General features: G+C 62.6%; 15 protein-coding genes. 10 read left to right on the top strand and 5 right to left on the bottom strand.

All coding sequences use genetic code 11. The features are described 5' to 3' along the window. Positions 1-208: 208 nt before the first annotated feature. From H4W81_RS49905 to H4W81_RS05125, 5 genes are all read left to right on the top strand, one after another. Positions 209-478, top strand: coding sequence for a helix-turn-helix transcriptional regulator (locus H4W81_RS49905; RefSeq protein ID WP_420538713.1), 270 nt, complete (start codon positions 209-211; stop codon positions 476-478). Positions 479-806: 328 nt separating this feature from the next. Continuing rightward, positions 807-2,765 carry an AAA family ATPase gene (locus H4W81_RS05140; RefSeq protein ID WP_192773707.1) on the top strand — a complete coding sequence of 653 codons (1,959 nt, stop codon included), beginning with the start codon at positions 807-809 and terminating at the stop codon, positions 2,763-2,765. A 485-nt stretch (positions 2,766-3,250) separates the two neighbouring features. Continuing rightward, a complete protein-coding gene (locus H4W81_RS49900; RefSeq protein WP_420538712.1) occupies positions 3,251-3,574 on the top strand; it encodes an HNH endonuclease in 324 nt (107 codons plus the stop codon). 300 nt (positions 3,575-3,874) lie between these two features. After that, positions 3,875-4,162, top strand: coding sequence for a hypothetical protein (locus H4W81_RS05130; protein WP_192773706.1), 288 nt, complete (start codon positions 3,875-3,877; stop codon positions 4,160-4,162). Positions 4,163-4,841: 679 nt separating this feature from the next. Continuing rightward, complete coding sequence (locus H4W81_RS05125; RefSeq protein ID WP_192773705.1) at positions 4,842-5,972, top strand: phage major capsid protein; 1,131 nt, start codon at positions 4,842-4,844, stop codon at positions 5,970-5,972. 528 nt (positions 5,973-6,500) lie between these two features. On the opposite strand, the gene H4W81_RS05120 is transcribed toward H4W81_RS05125, so the two are convergent. Further along, on the bottom strand, positions 6,501-6,815 hold the full coding sequence (locus H4W81_RS05120; RefSeq protein ID WP_192773704.1) for a hypothetical protein: 315 nt from the start codon (positions 6,813-6,815) through the stop codon (positions 6,501-6,503). An 84-nt stretch (positions 6,816-6,899) separates the two neighbouring features. Between H4W81_RS05120 and H4W81_RS49895 the strand changes: the two genes are divergently transcribed. Further along, positions 6,900-7,148, top strand: a complete 249-nt coding sequence (locus H4W81_RS49895; RefSeq protein WP_192773703.1) for a GntR family transcriptional regulator — start codon at positions 6,900-6,902, stop codon at positions 7,146-7,148. 66 nt (positions 7,149-7,214) lie between these two features. On the opposite strand, the gene H4W81_RS05110 is transcribed toward H4W81_RS49895, so the two are convergent. Continuing rightward, positions 7,215-9,227, bottom strand: coding sequence for a S9 family peptidase (locus H4W81_RS05110; protein ID WP_318781534.1), 2,013 nt, complete (start codon positions 9,225-9,227; stop codon positions 7,215-7,217). Between the two features lie 40 nt (positions 9,228-9,267). On the opposite strand from H4W81_RS05110, the gene H4W81_RS05105 reads away from it, so the two are divergent. Beyond that, complete coding sequence (locus H4W81_RS05105; RefSeq protein WP_192773702.1) at positions 9,268-10,215, top strand: ferrochelatase; 948 nt, start codon at positions 9,268-9,270, stop codon at positions 10,213-10,215. An 11-nt stretch (positions 10,216-10,226) separates the two neighbouring features. Here H4W81_RS05105 and H4W81_RS05100 read toward each other — a convergent pair whose 3' ends face one another. Beyond that, entirely contained in the window at positions 10,227-11,375 is a 1,149-nt protein-coding gene (locus H4W81_RS05100) for a lytic transglycosylase domain-containing protein (protein ID WP_192773701.1), read from the bottom strand. A gap of 91 nt (positions 11,376-11,466) precedes the next feature. Here H4W81_RS05100 and H4W81_RS05095 point away from each other — a divergent pair, with 91 nt between their 5' ends. From H4W81_RS05095 to H4W81_RS05085, 3 genes are read left to right on the top strand one after another with little or no spacing between them, the layout of a single operon-like run. Then, positions 11,467-12,669: an MFS transporter gene (locus tag H4W81_RS05095; protein ID WP_192773700.1), complete on the top strand. Its 1,203-nt coding sequence runs from the start codon at positions 11,467-11,469 to the stop codon at positions 12,667-12,669. 54 nt (positions 12,670-12,723) lie between these two features. Beyond that, entirely contained in the window at positions 12,724-13,437 is a 714-nt protein-coding gene (locus H4W81_RS05090; RefSeq protein WP_192773699.1) for a polysaccharide deacetylase family protein, read from the top strand. Between the two features lie 43 nt (positions 13,438-13,480). Continuing rightward, the gene (locus H4W81_RS05085; RefSeq protein WP_192773698.1) at positions 13,481-14,773 is read left to right on the top strand and encodes a D-arabinono-1,4-lactone oxidase; all 1,293 of its coding nucleotides are present in this window, start codon (positions 13,481-13,483) and stop codon (positions 14,771-14,773) included. Here H4W81_RS05085 and H4W81_RS05080 read toward each other — a convergent pair. Together H4W81_RS05080 and H4W81_RS05075 are read right to left on the bottom strand one after the other, a co-directional pair. After that, positions 14,746-15,036: a hypothetical protein gene (locus H4W81_RS05080; RefSeq protein ID WP_192773697.1), complete on the bottom strand. Its 291-nt coding sequence runs from the start codon at positions 15,034-15,036 to the stop codon at positions 14,746-14,748. The two genes, H4W81_RS05085 and H4W81_RS05080, sit on opposite strands and share 28 nt — an antisense overlap. 18 nt (positions 15,037-15,054) lie before the next feature. Beyond that, on the bottom strand, positions 15,055-15,867 hold the full coding sequence (locus tag H4W81_RS05075) for a hypothetical protein (protein WP_192773696.1): 813 nt from the start codon (positions 15,865-15,867) through the stop codon (positions 15,055-15,057). Positions 15,868-15,949: the final 82 nt, after the last annotated feature.

The raw sequence follows: 15,949 nt of genomic DNA, 5'->3' as shown, positions 1-15,949 counted from the left end.
AGTGATTCGGCGACTTTTTGCTATCTAGGAGTGACTACGTGAGTTTAAACATTGAGGAAGTGATGGAGCGCTTAGCGGCTGAGTTAGTGGAAGACGCTCCCCCGTTATCAGCACGACAGGTTAGTAGGCTTAAGGCCATCTTTGGAGATATGTCTCAGATAGAGAAGGAAGCGGCATGATCAATGGATCTTAGATCAACATCAATTCATTGGCTGAGCTGCCCGTTTGCGAAAGTCCATCAATAAATCGTAGCCTGGCGGTATCGGTCCGAATCCATTCAAGATCGAACGGGAGTGACTGGGCCTTGGAAGAGAGGCACTTAACTACTAGGCAGTTAGCTAAGCGATTAGGAGTACCTCTTAGGACTGTCTACTACTGGAACTCGATAGGGCGAGCGCCTAGACGTATAGCAGTAGGCAGGGAAGTGCATTACAAGCTAAGCGATGTAGAAGCATGGGAAGACGAACGCTACGTGTAACGGCTAGCAGAAGACACTAAGCCAAGCGAGAAGAGTAGCTATGTTCATGGAACACAACTTAGAGCAAATCCTCAAGACAACCGAAGACTCTGAGACTGCTAGCTATCGCGAAGAACTGTTACGGCTTGAGGAAGCTATCAAGACGACTCGCGAAGAAGCATACGAAGTAATAAGGAAGACGTACGCGAAACAAGCTCAATACAACTAGCACTCACACAACAAAGAGCCCCTAACCCGAGGAGTGGTTAGGGGCTCTGCTGTCCGCCGGTCTATGGCCACCGACAGAGAGGAAATGGTTTGGTTGTGACTCCGAGAGAAAGATTAGGCATTGAGCTTCGAGTTTGTCAAACAAGCTCTCAAGTGGGCAGAGCGGGGCTTTCACGTCTACCCGTACGACAGGGAGACCAGGGAGCCCCATGTGAGGTGGAGGAAAGGAACACCGCAGGAATGGGCCACAACGGATATTGAGCAGATCATCACATGGTGGAAGAGATGGCCTGAGGCCGGTGTGGGATGCGACCTAAGGAAGTCTGGGTTTGTTCTGGTTGACGTTGATATCAAGAGGGGGAAGCCAGGCTTTGAAAGCCTAGAGTCCTTAGGGGCTCTGCCCGAGACTCTTACCGTCACTAGCGAGAGTGGCGGAAAGCACCTCTACTACAAGTGGTCATCTGAGGGAGGCACTAACAAGATTGAATGCTTACGCGGGCTGGATATCATCTTCGACTCAGGGTTTCTCTATGACTCGATAGTGCATGACACAGAGCCTGTTGAGCTTCCAGAGACTATCAAAACGCTCCTCGCAGAGAAGATAGGCAAGTCGCCTACCACGGCCCCATCCGTTAAGGGGGGAAAGTATGAGGACCTTAGTCCAAGCGATAAGGCGCGATGCGATGCCTACACAGATAAGGCACTGGACGCGAGAGTCCAAGAGCTTAAGAACCTCTGGGATGAGAGTAAGCCTGAGCATGGCGCTTGGGACAACACCGTTCAGAAGGTCTTGCGCAGACTCTACGAACTAGCGTTTAGGTGTCCGTGGAGCTATGTAACTGAAGAAATCGTAGAAGAGATCATAGCGCTTAACGTTCCCCTTCCCGATGACGACAAGTGGACTGCTGCAAGACGTGCGAAATGCATAAAGTCCGCTCGGGATAGTCAGCTCATGAAGCTAGAGCAAGAGGGGGAACTAGCGATCCCAGATGAGAACGTTGAGAGTCAATCTGAAACTTGGGGCAAGACCGCGCGTCTTCTATGGCGTGGCGCAGATACCATTAAGCCGAAAAGAACAAAATGGGTATGGCAAGACATGATCCTCTCAGGACAGGTGAACTTACTAGCGGGCATGGAAGACTCAGGGAAATCAACGATTGCCTTATGGCTTGCAGCCCAAGTGACACGAGGAGACTTGGAAGGCGAATACTACGGGAAGCCTAGAAACGTTCTCTACTTCGCAACCGAAGATAGCGACGCTGAGACTATCGTCCCTAGACTTATCGCAGCAGGAGCAGATCTATCCCGAGTGTGCATCAATCCTCCGATTGAAGGCGTGCGAGACGAGTATGCCTTGTTCGACTTGATAAGCCATCGAGACGCACTGAGGAACTTCATCACAGCCTACGATGTTGCGCTTTCCATCTTTGATCCGTTGCTTTCCAACATGGGGCAAGACACAGACACGTATAAAGCTCGCGCCGTTCGTAAGGTTCTAGAGCCCTTGCGCAAGGTGGGAGAAGAGACAACTTGTGGCTTCCTAGGAATTATGCACCTCAACAGAGTTGAGTCCGATGATGCCGGTAGGCGTTGGGGAGAATCTAAGGCGTTCCGCCAAGTTGCACGGCACACGCTGCTAGCCCTTAGAGACAAGGACAACGGCACTTATCACCTCAACGTTGATAAGGCCAATCTCGTCAAGAAGGGGAAGCCGGGACTCATCTATGAATTCACCGAACAAGTAATTAGCACCGATGAAGGACCTACCACAACCAGCACCGTTAAGTTCGTTGGGGAGAGCAATCTCAATGCGGATGACCTGTTAGCTAGTGAGATGAAAGAGCTTGATCCCAAACTCCAAGAGATTTGGAAGTTCATCAAGCAAGGGGCAGGCGTCTACCTCAGTAAGGACCTAGAGAAGTTTGGAAGGATCACTTCTGCCCAGAAGGCTAAGTTACGTATCAACTCGTTTAAGGCAGAGGGCAGTAAGACTAGCCCCTTCTACACGTACGACAAGGAACGCTACACAGAGACCGAAGCGCGCAAGATCGCTAATGGGCTAGAGGCTAAGCGGCGCTGAGCAGGGGGCGACCCTCAGGGCTACGGCCGGTCTCTCATCCTTGCATGTTGTGCATGTTGTGCATCATGCCTGGTAGAGCACAACTTGCAGACAACATACAGACAATAAGTTGTATGTATGTTGTATCTGACCAGGCATGATGCACAACTTACAACTTTCCGGGAGTCTAAGGGGCAACCCCTCCCCCACGCGCGCCTAGATAGTCGCCATTAGCACTAAGGACTAGGGGACTAAGAGACATGGGTCAGTTGATTACCGGCCTAAAGGTAAGCCGTGTGCTGTTAGCAGATGGGGAGTGGCATGCGATCGATAGGGAGAAGGGGATCAAGACTATTGAGATGGAGTATGAGAACGGTGGCCGAACGGTCTCGGAGATATGGCTAACGTTCTGGCTGAAGCAAGAGCATGGCATCCCGTCAGTTCAGGCGTTAGTGCCATCGCGAGAGTTGAGAGGTATCCGTTGCTAACAGATTGGAAGTGCGAACGTGAGTGCCAATAGCTCTAGAGGTGGCAACTGGCCACGCATACGAAAGCTTTGCTTCCTTACGTATGGAACTGTCTGCCATATCTGCAATGAACAGATCGACATGTCGCTTAGTGCAACTAACCCTAGATCTCCGCTAGCTCCAAGCGTAGACCACTTAGTACCTAAGGCAAATGGTGGCACTGACACGCTGAGCAATCTTCGCCCTGCACATGTGAGATGCAACTCCATGCGTGTCAACCAATTGAATACGCCCCCAACCGATACCTCTCGCAACTGGTACCCGAATCGGATACCAGCTACAGACGACTCTGAGGACTGGTAAGAGGGCAGGGCCTAGGGGGGTAGGGACGTCACCAAACAAGATCCTTTTCCCTTTGTGACCCCACGGTCACGAAAAATAGACACGGCTCCCCACAGGATTTGATCATGTTAGTGCTGGCAGATAGTGCGTATTGAGAGGAAACCTGTTGTGACTGATCGGGCCTATTCCTTCCACGAGGACCCTTTAGGCTTTATGTGGTTTGGCAGAGGAAGCAAAACTTCACCTCCTCGTGGTGTGCGTAGTCGCGTAGCGCCAACCGAGTATGTTCCTCTACCTACTACCTCTTACAGTGATGAGGACTTGAGGATTCTCTTAGCGGTATTCAAGCACGCTAGGGACTTCTATCTTCATGGGAGTGAGGATGACAGAGGGCTTGTCACTCTTGCCCTAAACAATCTGGTGATTGGCATTAGGCATTTGCTGTCTAAGCGTGAGGACCAATACCGGGATATTGCGCTTAGTCTCATGCCAGCATCATGGGAAGAAGCTGTTGCCACGCTGCCCCTGGAGGAAGAAACGGACGGCATTTCCCTCTCCGACCAGGAAATGCGGGAATTAGTTGCGCCACAAGAGGGCGATGAATTATAGTCCGAATTGATCTCACGCATCCCGATGTGTGGGGCCACCCACAGAGCACTCTTGTGGCTACGCGTTAGGTGCCGCCCCTTTTTTTACGTGTAGCCACAAGAGCCGCTCGCTTTTTACGTCAAAGAGGTTGAGCAAGTGCCCCTCTTTGATTTGTCCCTAGCCCTGTGGTCTGGCAAGCGCCGTACAGGTGCTATTCCGCAAAGCCTAATGTCAGGCAATCGCCGGTTAGCGCTATGCGAACTCGTCACTGAGGGGATTTCCGTTGTTATCCAACGAAATTCAGCAAGTAGTATCTGATCTTTTGAACAATGCGAGCCTTACCCGTGATGATGGCACACCCGTTATCACAAATCGGCTTGCTGCGATGTCTTCTATTGAGCGTAGAGATCTTCACCGTTATATCCAAGATCGCGCGGTACTCTTAAGAGGGTATGAGCGTAGGTCGAAGCAGCAAGAGAGTGAACTGTTAGGGCTAGAGGCTCTAGACCGGGATGTATTAGGCGCAGAGCGTGACCATATTCGAGCGCTAGTCGCAAACCCTAATTCCGGGGCGAAGGTTGAGGCAGGCACTCCGCTCGGCGATCCCGGTAGTGTCACTGCTTCAGCTCACCCGGATAAGCCTGTAACGTCGTATGGCTTTAACAGTAGGGCGGGAGGGTCACGCGATGATGCTAAGCGCATGATTGAGCGTGCCTTTAGTGCTAACCAGCTTCCCGACTATGCGGCCGAGCGGGCTACAGCTCTTGTCACCACCGGCTCTAATCGAGACCAGGATCTAGCGTCTCGCTGGATTATGGTTACTGGGGATGAGAACTACCGCTCTGCTTTCGCTAAGCTCTGTGGCGACCCTGAGCGTGGACACCTTCTTTGGGATAATGCGGAGTCCGACGCTTTCCGTACTGCTCATAGTGTGCAGATGGAAATGCGCGCCATGTCACTTACCGACGCTAGCGGCGGTTACATGGTGCCGTTCACACTAGACCCTGCAATCATTCTTACGAACCCTGGAACCATTAACCCGCTACGTACGATCTCGCGTGTAGTGCAGACGGTTACTGATTCGTGGGCGGGAGTCACCAGCGCTGGCGTTAGTGCCGAATGGTTAGCAGAAGCTACGGAAGCTGCCGACGCTAGCCCGACTCTTGCTCAGCCTTCCATCCCTGTGCATAAGGGTGCTGCCTTCATTCCGTACTCTTATGAAGTGGGGATGGATGCGGGAGCGGGCTTCTTAGATGAGCTAGGCGCGTTACTACAGGACGGCGCTTCACGTCTTCAGAGTATTGCCTACACTACAGGCACTGGTACAGGTCAGCCTAAGGGCATTGTCACTGCGTTAGACGGTTCTGTTAGCGAGGTTGCGCCTACCACTGCGGAGACCTTTTCATCTCCCGATGTCTATAAGGTGAAGCAGGCCCTTTCCCCCCGGTGGCAGGCTAATGCTCAATGGCTTGCTAGTGGTGCCATCATGGACAGCATTGACCAGTTAGAGACTGGCAATGGTGCTAAGAAGTTCCCCGGCGTCGGGGAGGCTACGCCTACTCTTCTGCGTAAGCCCATTTGGGAAACCAGCGACATGGATAGCTCTATCAATCCGGCTGCTACTGCGGATAACCACGTGTTGATTTATGGCGACTTCTCACAGTTCGTGATTGTGGATCGTATCGGTACGACCATTGAGCTTATCCCGAACTTGTTTGGTGCTAACCGTAGGCCGACAGGTCAGCGAGGTGCCTTTATGTGGTTCCGGACTGGTAGCGATGTCACGACTGTTAACGCATTCCGTATGCTCAACGTTGCGACTACTGCCTAACTGAAGAGACATGCCGCACTAGCAAGGTACAAAGAAAGCCCTGTGGTCATGAACCACAGGGCTTTCTCATGCTCTGGAAGCCGCGTCGGCTGTCTGGCATCTCCTGAGCCCTGATCATGGCCCTGTGTGGCTCTCAGAGCTTCCCATGGGCATGCTGGCGAAGGCCGTCACGTTCACCATGGAACACGTGGCGCTCACGGTGGTGATGCTGATCGAGACGTGCCCGAACATGGCGATAGACCCTAGACGATTGAGGTCCAGACCTGGAGAGGGTAAGATCCCGGACAGCAAAGAGCCCTTAAGCCATCTACGGAACGGCTTAAGGGCTCTTTGTCTGTAGTGCCTAGTAGATGTGCCTAAGGCACATGAACATGATTTCGCCCAACGGGCTAGCGCCCATAGGGTATTGTGGCACTTTCCCGCTTAGTCCTGTTGCTGACTCGATGATGAAGTCTGAATTGCAGACCACGCACCGCAAGCCTGTTTGCTGGTCGTCGTTGAGCTTTTGGACATCGATCTCTGGCGGGCTCATGGCACTACCGGCTCTTGCTCGGGGCTGTCGATACGCCCCAGACACTTAATGAGCGTCGGCTTTTCTTTGAGAAGGTTGTAGGCGAGTACGTGACCGTATGTCCCTGGCTCTAGTTCCAGAGATGTCCTGAGACGGTCCCATGCCTCCTCTTTGTCTGTAGTGATGTGGACGTGGATGGGGTATTCACTGTCCGGCTTGTATGAGGCTGCGAAGTATGCAACTAGCTCTCCCTCTAGGACTGTGATGATCCTTCCTTCGATGTGGACTTGGATTGATCGTTGTAGGGCTTGTCTCGGTCTAGCGCTGGTCATAGCAGGGATAGTACGCCTAGATGGGGTAGTAAGCCTAGAGGGGCTACATCGCCTAGGACTAATGAGCTTCCTAGAGTGCCGATCATGGAGTGGAAGCCAAACGTCCCGCGATGGGTGCAGGTATACGAAGTGATCAAGAACCGCATTGAAGACGGCACCTATGCGCCTGGTGACAAGCTGCCCTCTGTCTTGGACTTGACGAACACCTACGGCATCGCCAACGCCACAGCTCAGAAGGTCATGACTCAGCTACGGCAAGACGGTCTGACCTACACAGAGCCAGGTCTAGGGACGTTCGTACGTCGGCCTAGCGACTCCTCGGAGGGACGCTAAGCCCAGAGCCCCTAGAGCGTTAAGAAGCCCCTCAGGCGGACCTGAGGGGCTTCTCTGCTGCTGTGGCTACTCGGCCTTGGGGGCAAGAGATCCCAGGTCAACCAGGCCAGAGAGCTGCGGAGGGCCGAACTGAGGCTTGAGGTGCTGATAAAGGAAGGCCAGGACGGTCTCGTACCAGGCGACGGCGTTGCCCGGCTTGAGCACCCAGTGGTTCTCGTCGGGGAAGTAGAGGAACTTGGAGTCGACGTTGCTGCGCTGCAGGTCCCACCACAGGCGCAGGCCCTCGCCGATCGGCACGCGGTAGTCCTTGTCGCCGTGGATGACCAGCATCGGGGTGCTGATCCGGTCGAGGGCGACGTGCGGCGAGAGCTTGGTGTAGCGCTCGGAGCCGGGCACGCCGAACTCGCGCTGCCAGTACATCGCGGCGTCGGTGGTGCCGGCGAACTGGTCGAGGTTCCACAGCGAGGCGTGGGTGACGATCGCCTGGTAGCGGTCGGAGTGGCCGGCCACCCAGTTGGCCATGTAGCCGCCGAAGGAGCCGCCCATCGCGGCGAGACGCGTGTCGTCGAGCTCGGGCAGCTTCAGCGCCTGGTCGACGATGGCGTCGAGGTCGGCGAGCGTGCGGGGGCCCCAGTCGCCCCAGCCTCGGTCGATCATGCTCTGGCCGTACCCGGTGGACAGGGCGGGGTCGGGCAGCAGCACGGCGTAGCCGTGCTCGGCCATGATCCACGGGTTCCACCGCCAGGACCAGTCGTTCCACGAGGAGACGGGCCCGCCGTGGATCCACAGCAGGAACGGCGCGGGGTTCTCCGCCGAGGCGTCCTTCGGCAGCACCAGCCAGCCGCGGATCTCCTGCCCGTCGTCGGCCAGCGCCGAGACCTCGGTGAGCGTGCCGGGCAGCTCCAGCGCGGGAGCGGGCGAGGGCAGCTCGGTGACCTCGCCGGTGGCCACGTCGATCCTGGCCGGCGTGGCGGGGGCGTGGTAGCCGCTGCGCAGCGCGTAGACGAAGCGGCCGTCGGGCGAGGCGTTGAGCGCGAGGTATGCGGCGTCGTCGCCGGTCAGCCGCTCGCACCCGCCGCCGGGCGTCACGCGGAAGATCGGGCGACGGCCCTGCTCGTCGGCGACGATGTAGAGCGCCGAGGAGTCGGGCGCCCACTCGGCGTCCATCGGGAACAGGTCGCCCGCGTGGGCCGCGCCCTCGCCGGTCGCCAGGTCGCCGATCCACAGCTCCGAGCGCGCGGAGACCTCGAGCGCGGTGTGGCGGTCGCGGGAGCAGGCCACGCGGGCGCCGTCGGGCGAGATCGCCACCGGGCCGGTGAAGTCGAAGTCCTCGGCGGAGAAGAGGGTGCGCCGCTCGCCGGTGGCCACGTCGATGGCGACCAGATCGGTGCGCGCCTCTCCCCTGCCGACCGGCACCGTCCAGGTCGTCACGACGGTGGAGCCGTCGGGCGTGAGCGCGAAGTCCATGTTGTCGTCGAGCTCGCCGGCCGCGTCCGGAGTCAGGTCGCGCACGTCCTCGAGCCGGTCGGCGCCGAGCCTGGCGGCGAACAGGCGGGTACGGCCAGGCCCGAGGTCGTGGTCCCAGTAGCGGACGGGGTAGCCCTCGTGCAGGACCGCGCTGATCCCCGCGTCCTTGCGCGCCTTGCGCCGCTCCTCGTCGGCGGCCTCGTCGCCGGGCAGCACGTCGGAGGAGAACACCACGACGTCGCCCGCGACCCTGGCCGCGCCGATGCCTCCGGGGCGGGTGGCGATCTGCCGCGCCTCGCCGCCGGCGCGCGGCAGCAGCCAGAGTGCCGGCACCTCCTCGTCGGAGTCCTTGACGGTCGGGTCGGGACGCCGGGAGGTGAACAGCACGTCACCGGCGGCGGTGAACTCGGTGCCGGTCTCCCCCTTGGCGCTCCTCGTCAGGCGATATGGCTCCGCGTCCAGCGGGAGCGCCCACAGTGCGGTGCCGAAGGACTTCCCGTCGGGATTGAGCGACTGGACCGCGCTGACGAGCCGGGATCCGTCCGGCGACAGCTTCAGCGAGAGGACACGAGGGATGGCCACATAGTCACGAATATCCTTGAATGCGCTCACGCCACCGAACCTACAGCCTGACCCCCCTAGGCTTACCAGCGTGGGGAACTACGACGCGCTGCTGCTGTTGTCCTTCGGCGGTCCCGAGGGGCCCGACGACGTGATGCCGTTCCTGGAGAACGTCGTGCGGGGCAGAGGGGTGCCACGCGAGCGGCTGCTCGAGGTGGCCGAGCACTACCAGTCCTTCGGCGGGATCAGCCCGATCAACCAGCAGAACCGCGACCTGATCGAGGCGCTGCGGCCCGAGCTGGACGTGCCGATCTACTGGGGCAACCGCAACTGGCACCCGTTCGGCGAGGACACCGTGCGAAAGATGACGGCCGACGGCGTCAGGAAGGCGGCGGTCTTCGCCACCTCGGCGTTCGCGGGGTACTCCAGCTGCCGCCAGTACTACGAGGACATCGCGCGCATCTCCGTGGAGGGCGGCCCCGAGCTGGTCAAGATGCGGCACTTCGGGGACCATCCTGGGTTCGTCGCCGCGGTGGCCGACCACACCAGGCAGGCACTCGACCGGCTCGGCCGCGACGACGCCAGGCTGGTGTTCACCGCGCACAGCATCCCGGTCTCGATGGCGCGGACGGCGGGGCCGTCCGGCGGGCTCTACGAGGCGCAGCTGCGCAGGTCGGCCGAGCTGGTCAGCAGGGCGCTCGGCCGCGACGAGCCGTGGGACCTGGTCTGGCAGTCGCGCAGCGGCCCTCCCCAGGTGCCGTGGCTGGAGCCCGACGTGCTGGACCATTTGAGGAAGACCACGGCTCCGGCGGTCGTGCTGGTGCCGATCGGGTTCGTCTCCGATCACATGGAGGTCATCTTCGACCTCGACGTCGAGGCTAGGCAGCTGGCCGCCGAGCTGGGGCTGCCGCTGGAGCGGGCGGCCACGGCGGGCACGCACCCCGCGTTCGTGCGGATGGTGCGCGAGCTGATGGCCGAGCCCGAGCCCGACCCGTGCCCGCTCACCTGCTGCCCCCCGCCGGTACGGCGTCAGGCGTAGGCACTACGGCGTCAGGCGTAGGCGCGGGCGTAGGCGTCCGAGAGGCTGAGGACCTTGTTCACGTAGTCCCACGAGTGGTTGTAGAACCACACGGCCTTGCGCAGCTTCTGCCCGCCCTGGCCGGCGCCGTTGGCGCACAGGTAGTTGGCGGCGCCGGGCACGGCGTCGTAGGGGCTCCAGATGTCCTTGCGGCCGTCGCCGTCGCCGTCCACGCCGTAGGCCTTCCAGGTGGCGGGCATGAACTGCATGGGGCCGAGCGCGCCCGCGCTCGACGGGCCGTTGTTGCGCCCGTGCGAGCTCTCCACCTGGCCGATCGCCGCCAGCACCGTCCATGACAGGCCGGGGCAGCGGGTGGCGGCGGCCTTGTAGAGCTCCAGGTAGCTGCCCTGCCGGACGACCTGCTTCTCGGGCGGTCCGGCGGCCTGCTGGTCGCCCGCCCTGGGCTGGGCGGCGGCCCCGCGGGCGCCGACGGCGAGCACCTGCCCGCCCTTGCCCAGCAGCCTCCGCACACCGGCCGCGCTGATCTTGCCCTCCTTGCCGTGCAGGAGCACCGCCACGCCGGGCAACAGGCCGAGGCGGCGGCCGACCTCGGCGCTGACGATGCCGTCCACGCCCGGCAGGCCGAGCGTGGCGGAGGCGGCCACGCGCAGCCTGGGCCCGCCGTCGATCTGGTAGGACGCGCCGAGCACCATCCCGAACCTGCGCGCCGCGGCCGTGTCGGCGACCAGCTCGCCCCTGGCCAGCGCGCTCCACACCTCGGGCTGGTCGGCGACCGCCTGCGGGGTCCACGAGCGGTACTCCGCCGGCTCGACCGCCAGCAGGTTCACCGCCGTGCCCGCCACCTTGACCGAGCCGGCGTCGACGACGATGACCTTCTGCACGTGCTTGAGCGCGGCCAGCTTGTAACGCGTCCCCTTCGGCACCGTGCCGGGGGTGATGGCCAGCAGGCGCGGCGGGGTGACGGTGACACCCGGGCCGCCCTGCCCGAACCGCCGTACCGGCGCCATCGCCTCCAGGCGCGGGGTCTCCGACTTGAGCGTGACGGCGGGCGGCGGATCCTTCTGCTCGTTCAGCACGAGAGCGAACGCGCCCGCGGCGCCCACCGACACCACGACGGCCGTGACGATCAAGAACCCACGGACGGAGGGAAGAGCAGACACTCGGCACACGTTAGACGATCGAGCGGAAAATCACTTGCTGTCCGGACAGACGGTGCGCAAAGGTTGTGCGCTTGAAGAGTGGGGGGACGCAGTGGTCGGGCCGTACCGGGGGCTGTTCAACACGCCCGGAGTCAAGGGATTCGTCGTCGCGGGATTCATCGGCAGGATGCCGATGTCCATGCTCGGCATCGGGATCATCCTTCTCATCTCGTTGATCACCGGCTCGTACGCCACGGCAGGCGCGGTCGCCGCCACCACGAACATCTCCTACGCCGTCGCCGCCCCGCTGTCCGGCCGTCTGGTCGACAGGTTCGGGCAGGCGAGGGTCGTCGTGCCACTCGCCGTTCTCAACGCCGTCGCGCTGGTCGCGCTCATGCTGTGCGCGCTCTGGGGCCTGCCGCACTGGACCCTCTACGTCAGCGGCTTCATCGTGGGCGCGAGTTCGGTCTCGCTCGGCTCGATGGTGCGCGCCCGCTGGTCGAACCTGCTGGGCGGCTCGGCGAAGCTGCACACCGCCTTCGCCTTCGAGTCGGTGGCCGACGAGGTCATCTTCGTCACGGGCCCCGCGATGGTGACGGTGCTGGCCACGGCGATCAACCCGTACGCGGGCCTGATCGTGGCGCTGGTGTTCATGCTGGGGGGCTCGCTGGCGTTCGCGATGCAGCGCGGCACCGAACCTCCGGTCACCGGCGTACGGCACACGGGCGGCAGCCCGATCACCATCCCGGCCATCGCGTTGCTGTCGTGCGTCTACCTCGCGCTCGGCGCGGTCTTCGGCTCGGTCGACCTGATCACCGTCGCCTTCGCCGACGAGAAGGGCGTCAAGAGCGCGGCCGGCTTCCTGCTCGCGGCCTTCGCGGGCGGCTCGATGGTGTCGGGCCTGTGGTTCGGCTCGCGCTCGTGGCGGCTCTCGCTGCGCGCCAGGTTCATCAGGGCGATCATCGTGTTCGCGGTGGGACTGCTGCCGATCGCGTTCGTCGGCAGCGCGCCCGTCATGGCGATCGCCCTGTTCGTCGCGGGCCTGGCGATCTCGCCGACGCTCATCACCGGTTTCTCGCTGACCGAACGGCTGGTGCCCGCGTCGCTGCTCACCGAGGGCATGGCGTGGATCTCCACCTCGATCGGGTTCGGCGTGGCGGTCGGCGCGTGGGCGGGCGGACGGCTCACCGAGGCGTTCGGCGCCTCCAACGCCTACGGCTTCTCGCTCGCGTGCGCGCTGCTGGCGGCGATCGTGGGCATCGGAGGTTCGGGTTTGCTGAGACTTCCCGAGGCGCCTTCACCGGCCGAAGGGTGATCCGCTACGGTCGGGAGATCCCTCAGACACCCCCTTCACTTAGGAAAGTCTGTTATGTCCCGACATTTTGCTTCACTTCTAGCTATCGCGGCTGTCGCCGTCACTCTGACCCCAGGCGCCGCGTCGGCCGCCCCGAAGCCGGTCGACTGCACGCAGGTCAAGTGCATCGCCCTGACCTTCGACGACGGACCGAGCAAGTACGCGGGCGAGCTGCTCGACACGCTGAAGAAGCACAACGCCAAGGCGACCTTCTTCCTGGAAGGTCAGTACGTGAAGTCGCGCCCCGCCTTCGCCAAGCGCATGGCGGTCGAGGGGCACGAGCTGGGCAACCACAGCTACAGCCACCCGAACTTCACCACGATCGGTCCGGCGGCCATCCGGAGCGAGATCCAGAAGACGCAGGACATCATCAAGCAGGTCGCGGGCGTCGAGCCCAAGCTGCTGCGCCCGCCGTACGGCATGGCCGACATCCAGGTCTCCGACATCGCCGCGGAGTTCGGGATGCCGATGATCCTGTGGACCGGCGGCTCGCGCGACTGGGAGTCCAAGAACGAGGAGGCCATCAAGAAGCAGACGCTCGCGGTGGCCAAGCAGGGCAGCATCGTCCTCATGCACGACTGGGTGAAGCAGACGGTCGACTCGATGCCGTCGCTCATCAAGACGCTCCAGAAGAAGGGCTACCACCTGGTGACGGTCTCCGAGCTGATCAAGGATCAGAAGCTCGAGCCCGGTGACATCTTCCCCGTTCCCGAAGGCTGGGAGAAGTGAGTATCGTTCGCGTTTAACCGAACGTTATTCGCAGGAGGGGTGCATGCTCTTCACGAACTGGGCCCGCAACCAGTCAGGCACCCCGGCCGAGGTGCGCACGCCGTCCTCGGTGGAGGACGTGGCACGGGCCGTGCGGGAGGCCGCCGAGAGCGGGCGCCGCGTCCGCATGGTCGGCACGGGCCATTCCTTCACCGGGGTGGCCCTCACCGACGGGATCATGCTGCGTCCCCAAAGGCTGACCGGCATTCGCTCCATCACCAGGGACAACGGCTCCAGCTCGGTCTGCGTGCTGGCCGGCACCCCGCTCAGCGTGCTCAACGAGGAGCTCGACCGGCGCGGCCTCGCCCTGGCCGTCATGGGCGACATCACCGCGCAGACGGTCGCCGGCGCGATCCAGACCGGCACGCACGGCACCGGGCGCGACACCGGCGGCCTGGCCGACCAGGTGCTCAAGCTGGAGTTGGTACTCGCCGACGGCTCGGTCGTGACCACCTCGCCGGGCGAGGACCTGTTCGACGCGGCCAGGGTCGGGCTCGGCGCGCTGGGCGTGCTGACGGCCGTCACGCTGCGGGTGGAACCGGCCTTCCTGCTCCACAACCGGCGGCAGGCCATGCCGCTGAGCGAGATCCTCGACCGGCTCGACACAATGACCTCGGCCAACGAGCACCTCGACTTCTTCTGGCTGCCGCACACCGACGCCTGCCTGGTCAAGACCAACAACCGGCATCCGGGCCCGGCGCGGCCGCCGAGCGCGCTGAAGCACTGGCTCGACAACGTGTTCCTGGAGAACACCGTGTTCGGGGCGCTGTGCGGGGTCGGCGGACGCTTCCCCGCCGCCATCCCGAGGCTCAACGCCGTCTCCGCGGCCTTCCTCGGCGACTCCGAGTCGGTGAACACCTCCTACAAGATCTTCACCTCGGTCCGCGACGTGCGCTTCCTCGAGATGGAGTACGCCGTTCCGCGCGAGCGCCTCGGCCAGGCGCTGCGCGAGACCCGCGACCTGATCGAGCGGATGGACTGGAAGATCACCTTCCCGATCGAGGTGCGGGTGACGCCGCCGAGCGACGCGTGGCTGTCGACCGCGTACGGCAGGCCGTCGGCCTATCTCGCCTGCCACGTCTACCGGCCGACCCCGAACCCGGCCTACTTCGAGGGCGTCGAGGAGATCATGACCCGCCTGGAGGGGCGCCCGCACTGGGGCAAGCTCCACACCCGTGACGCCGCCTACCTGGGCAAGGTCTACCCGCGCTTCGCCGACTTCGTCGCACTGCGCGACAGTCTCGACCCCGCGCGGGTGTTCGCCAACCCCTACCTGGACACCGTGCTCGGCGCCTGAGTGCGCAGCCGCGCTGCCATGTGGACGAGCTTGTCGGGGTTGGCCACCGACCTGACCGCGCTGACCAGGCCGTCGGTGACCTCCAGCACCATGACGCCCAGCAGGCGGCCCTGCGCCGCGCCGTACAGGGCGGGCTGGCCGTTGACCTCGCCGATGGCGACGCCCACCTCGGCGGCGCCCTTTGCCGAGCCGAGCAGCCGGTAGGCCAGCGAGAACAGGCGCGGCCTGAAGGTCTCGAACTCCGCCGCCTCACGTGCGCTCACAGTCGGCATCCTACGAAGTCAGGGGCCCTCGGGGACGCTCTCCATGCCGTCCTGCTCGGGAGCGCCCTGATCGGGTTCGGTACCGCCGTCGCCCTGGTCCTGCGTGGGCTCCTCGCTCCCCGTCGGCTCCGCGCCGGGCGTGGACTCGCCGGGCGCGGGTGTGCCCGTGGGCTCCTGCGTGCTCGGCGCCGGCGTCGGGGTGCCGCTGGGCGTCGGTGTCGGCGTGGGCGTCGGGGTGGGGGTGGGGGTGGGCGTCTCGCTCGGCGCGCCGGGGGTCGCCGACGTGGGCGGCGCGACCGGGCCGTCGTCCTCGCGCTCGTGCTGGGGCGCCTTGTGGTGCTCCACCGCGGGCACGTCGCGGGCGCCCCTCGTCTGCTCGTCCACCCGTGAGCCCGAAACGCCCTGGTAGGCGAGGATCGCCCCGGTGCTGATCGCGAAGACGAGCGCGGCGGCGGCCAGCAGCCGCAGCCACGGCACCCGCCTGCGCCGCTCGATCGGCGCCATCACCAGCGTGTCGGAGTCGTGCTCCGCCGAGCGGACGGTGGCGCGCGCGGCCGTGGCCAGTTCACCCTCACCCTCCACGTGGACCGGCGGCTCGTCCCTGTCCTTCCAGGCGATCACCGTGTGCTGCTTGATCTGGTCGTTGGCCCGCTTGAGGTAGTGCGTGTACACGGCGCCGCCGACGGTGCTGGCGATGCTCGCCACCGCGGCCCCCACGAACGTCCCGGCCACCCCGAGGTACGACGCCGCCACCGCCGCGGTCACCGCGGCCAGTGCTCCCCCTGCGATCTGCGGCACGCTCAGCTCGAATCTGGGCTGCTCGCCGCTCATCCCCCGGATCAGTCCCTTCTTGTCCCGCGTTCGGTAAAAAGCTTTCTCGTAATAGACGCGGCCGCGTGTCCTGTTGTTCCTG

It is taken from the genome of Nonomuraea africana (assembly GCF_014873535.1).
GTDB lineage: Bacteria > Actinomycetota > Actinomycetes > Streptosporangiales > Streptosporangiaceae > Nonomuraea > Nonomuraea africana.
Note: the sequence above shows the minus strand (reverse complement) of the source record. Positions and strands in the feature narration are given on the sequence as shown.

What these genes read in the sequence shown, in the direction of transcription:
- H4W81_RS05125 (WP_192773705.1), top strand. Translation starts at nt 4,842, where the DNA reads ATGATTGAGCGTGCCTTTAGTGCTAACCAGCTTCCCGACTATGCGGCC.
- H4W81_RS05120 (WP_192773704.1), bottom strand. Translation starts at nt 6,815, where the DNA reads ATGACCAGCGCTAGACCGAGACAAGCCCTACAACGATCAATCCAAGTC.
- H4W81_RS49895 (WP_192773703.1), top strand. Translation starts at nt 6,900, where the DNA reads ATGGAGTGGAAGCCAAACGTCCCGCGATGGGTGCAGGTATACGAAGTG.
- H4W81_RS05090 (WP_192773699.1), top strand. Translation starts at nt 12,724, where the DNA reads ATGTCCCGACATTTTGCTTCACTTCTAGCTATCGCGGCTGTCGCCGTC.
- H4W81_RS05085 (WP_192773698.1), top strand. Translation starts at nt 13,481, where the DNA reads ATGCTCTTCACGAACTGGGCCCGCAACCAGTCAGGCACCCCGGCCGAG.
- H4W81_RS05075 (WP_192773696.1), bottom strand. Translation starts at nt 15,867, where the DNA reads ATGAGCGGCGAGCAGCCCAGATTCGAGCTGAGCGTGCCGCAGATCGCA.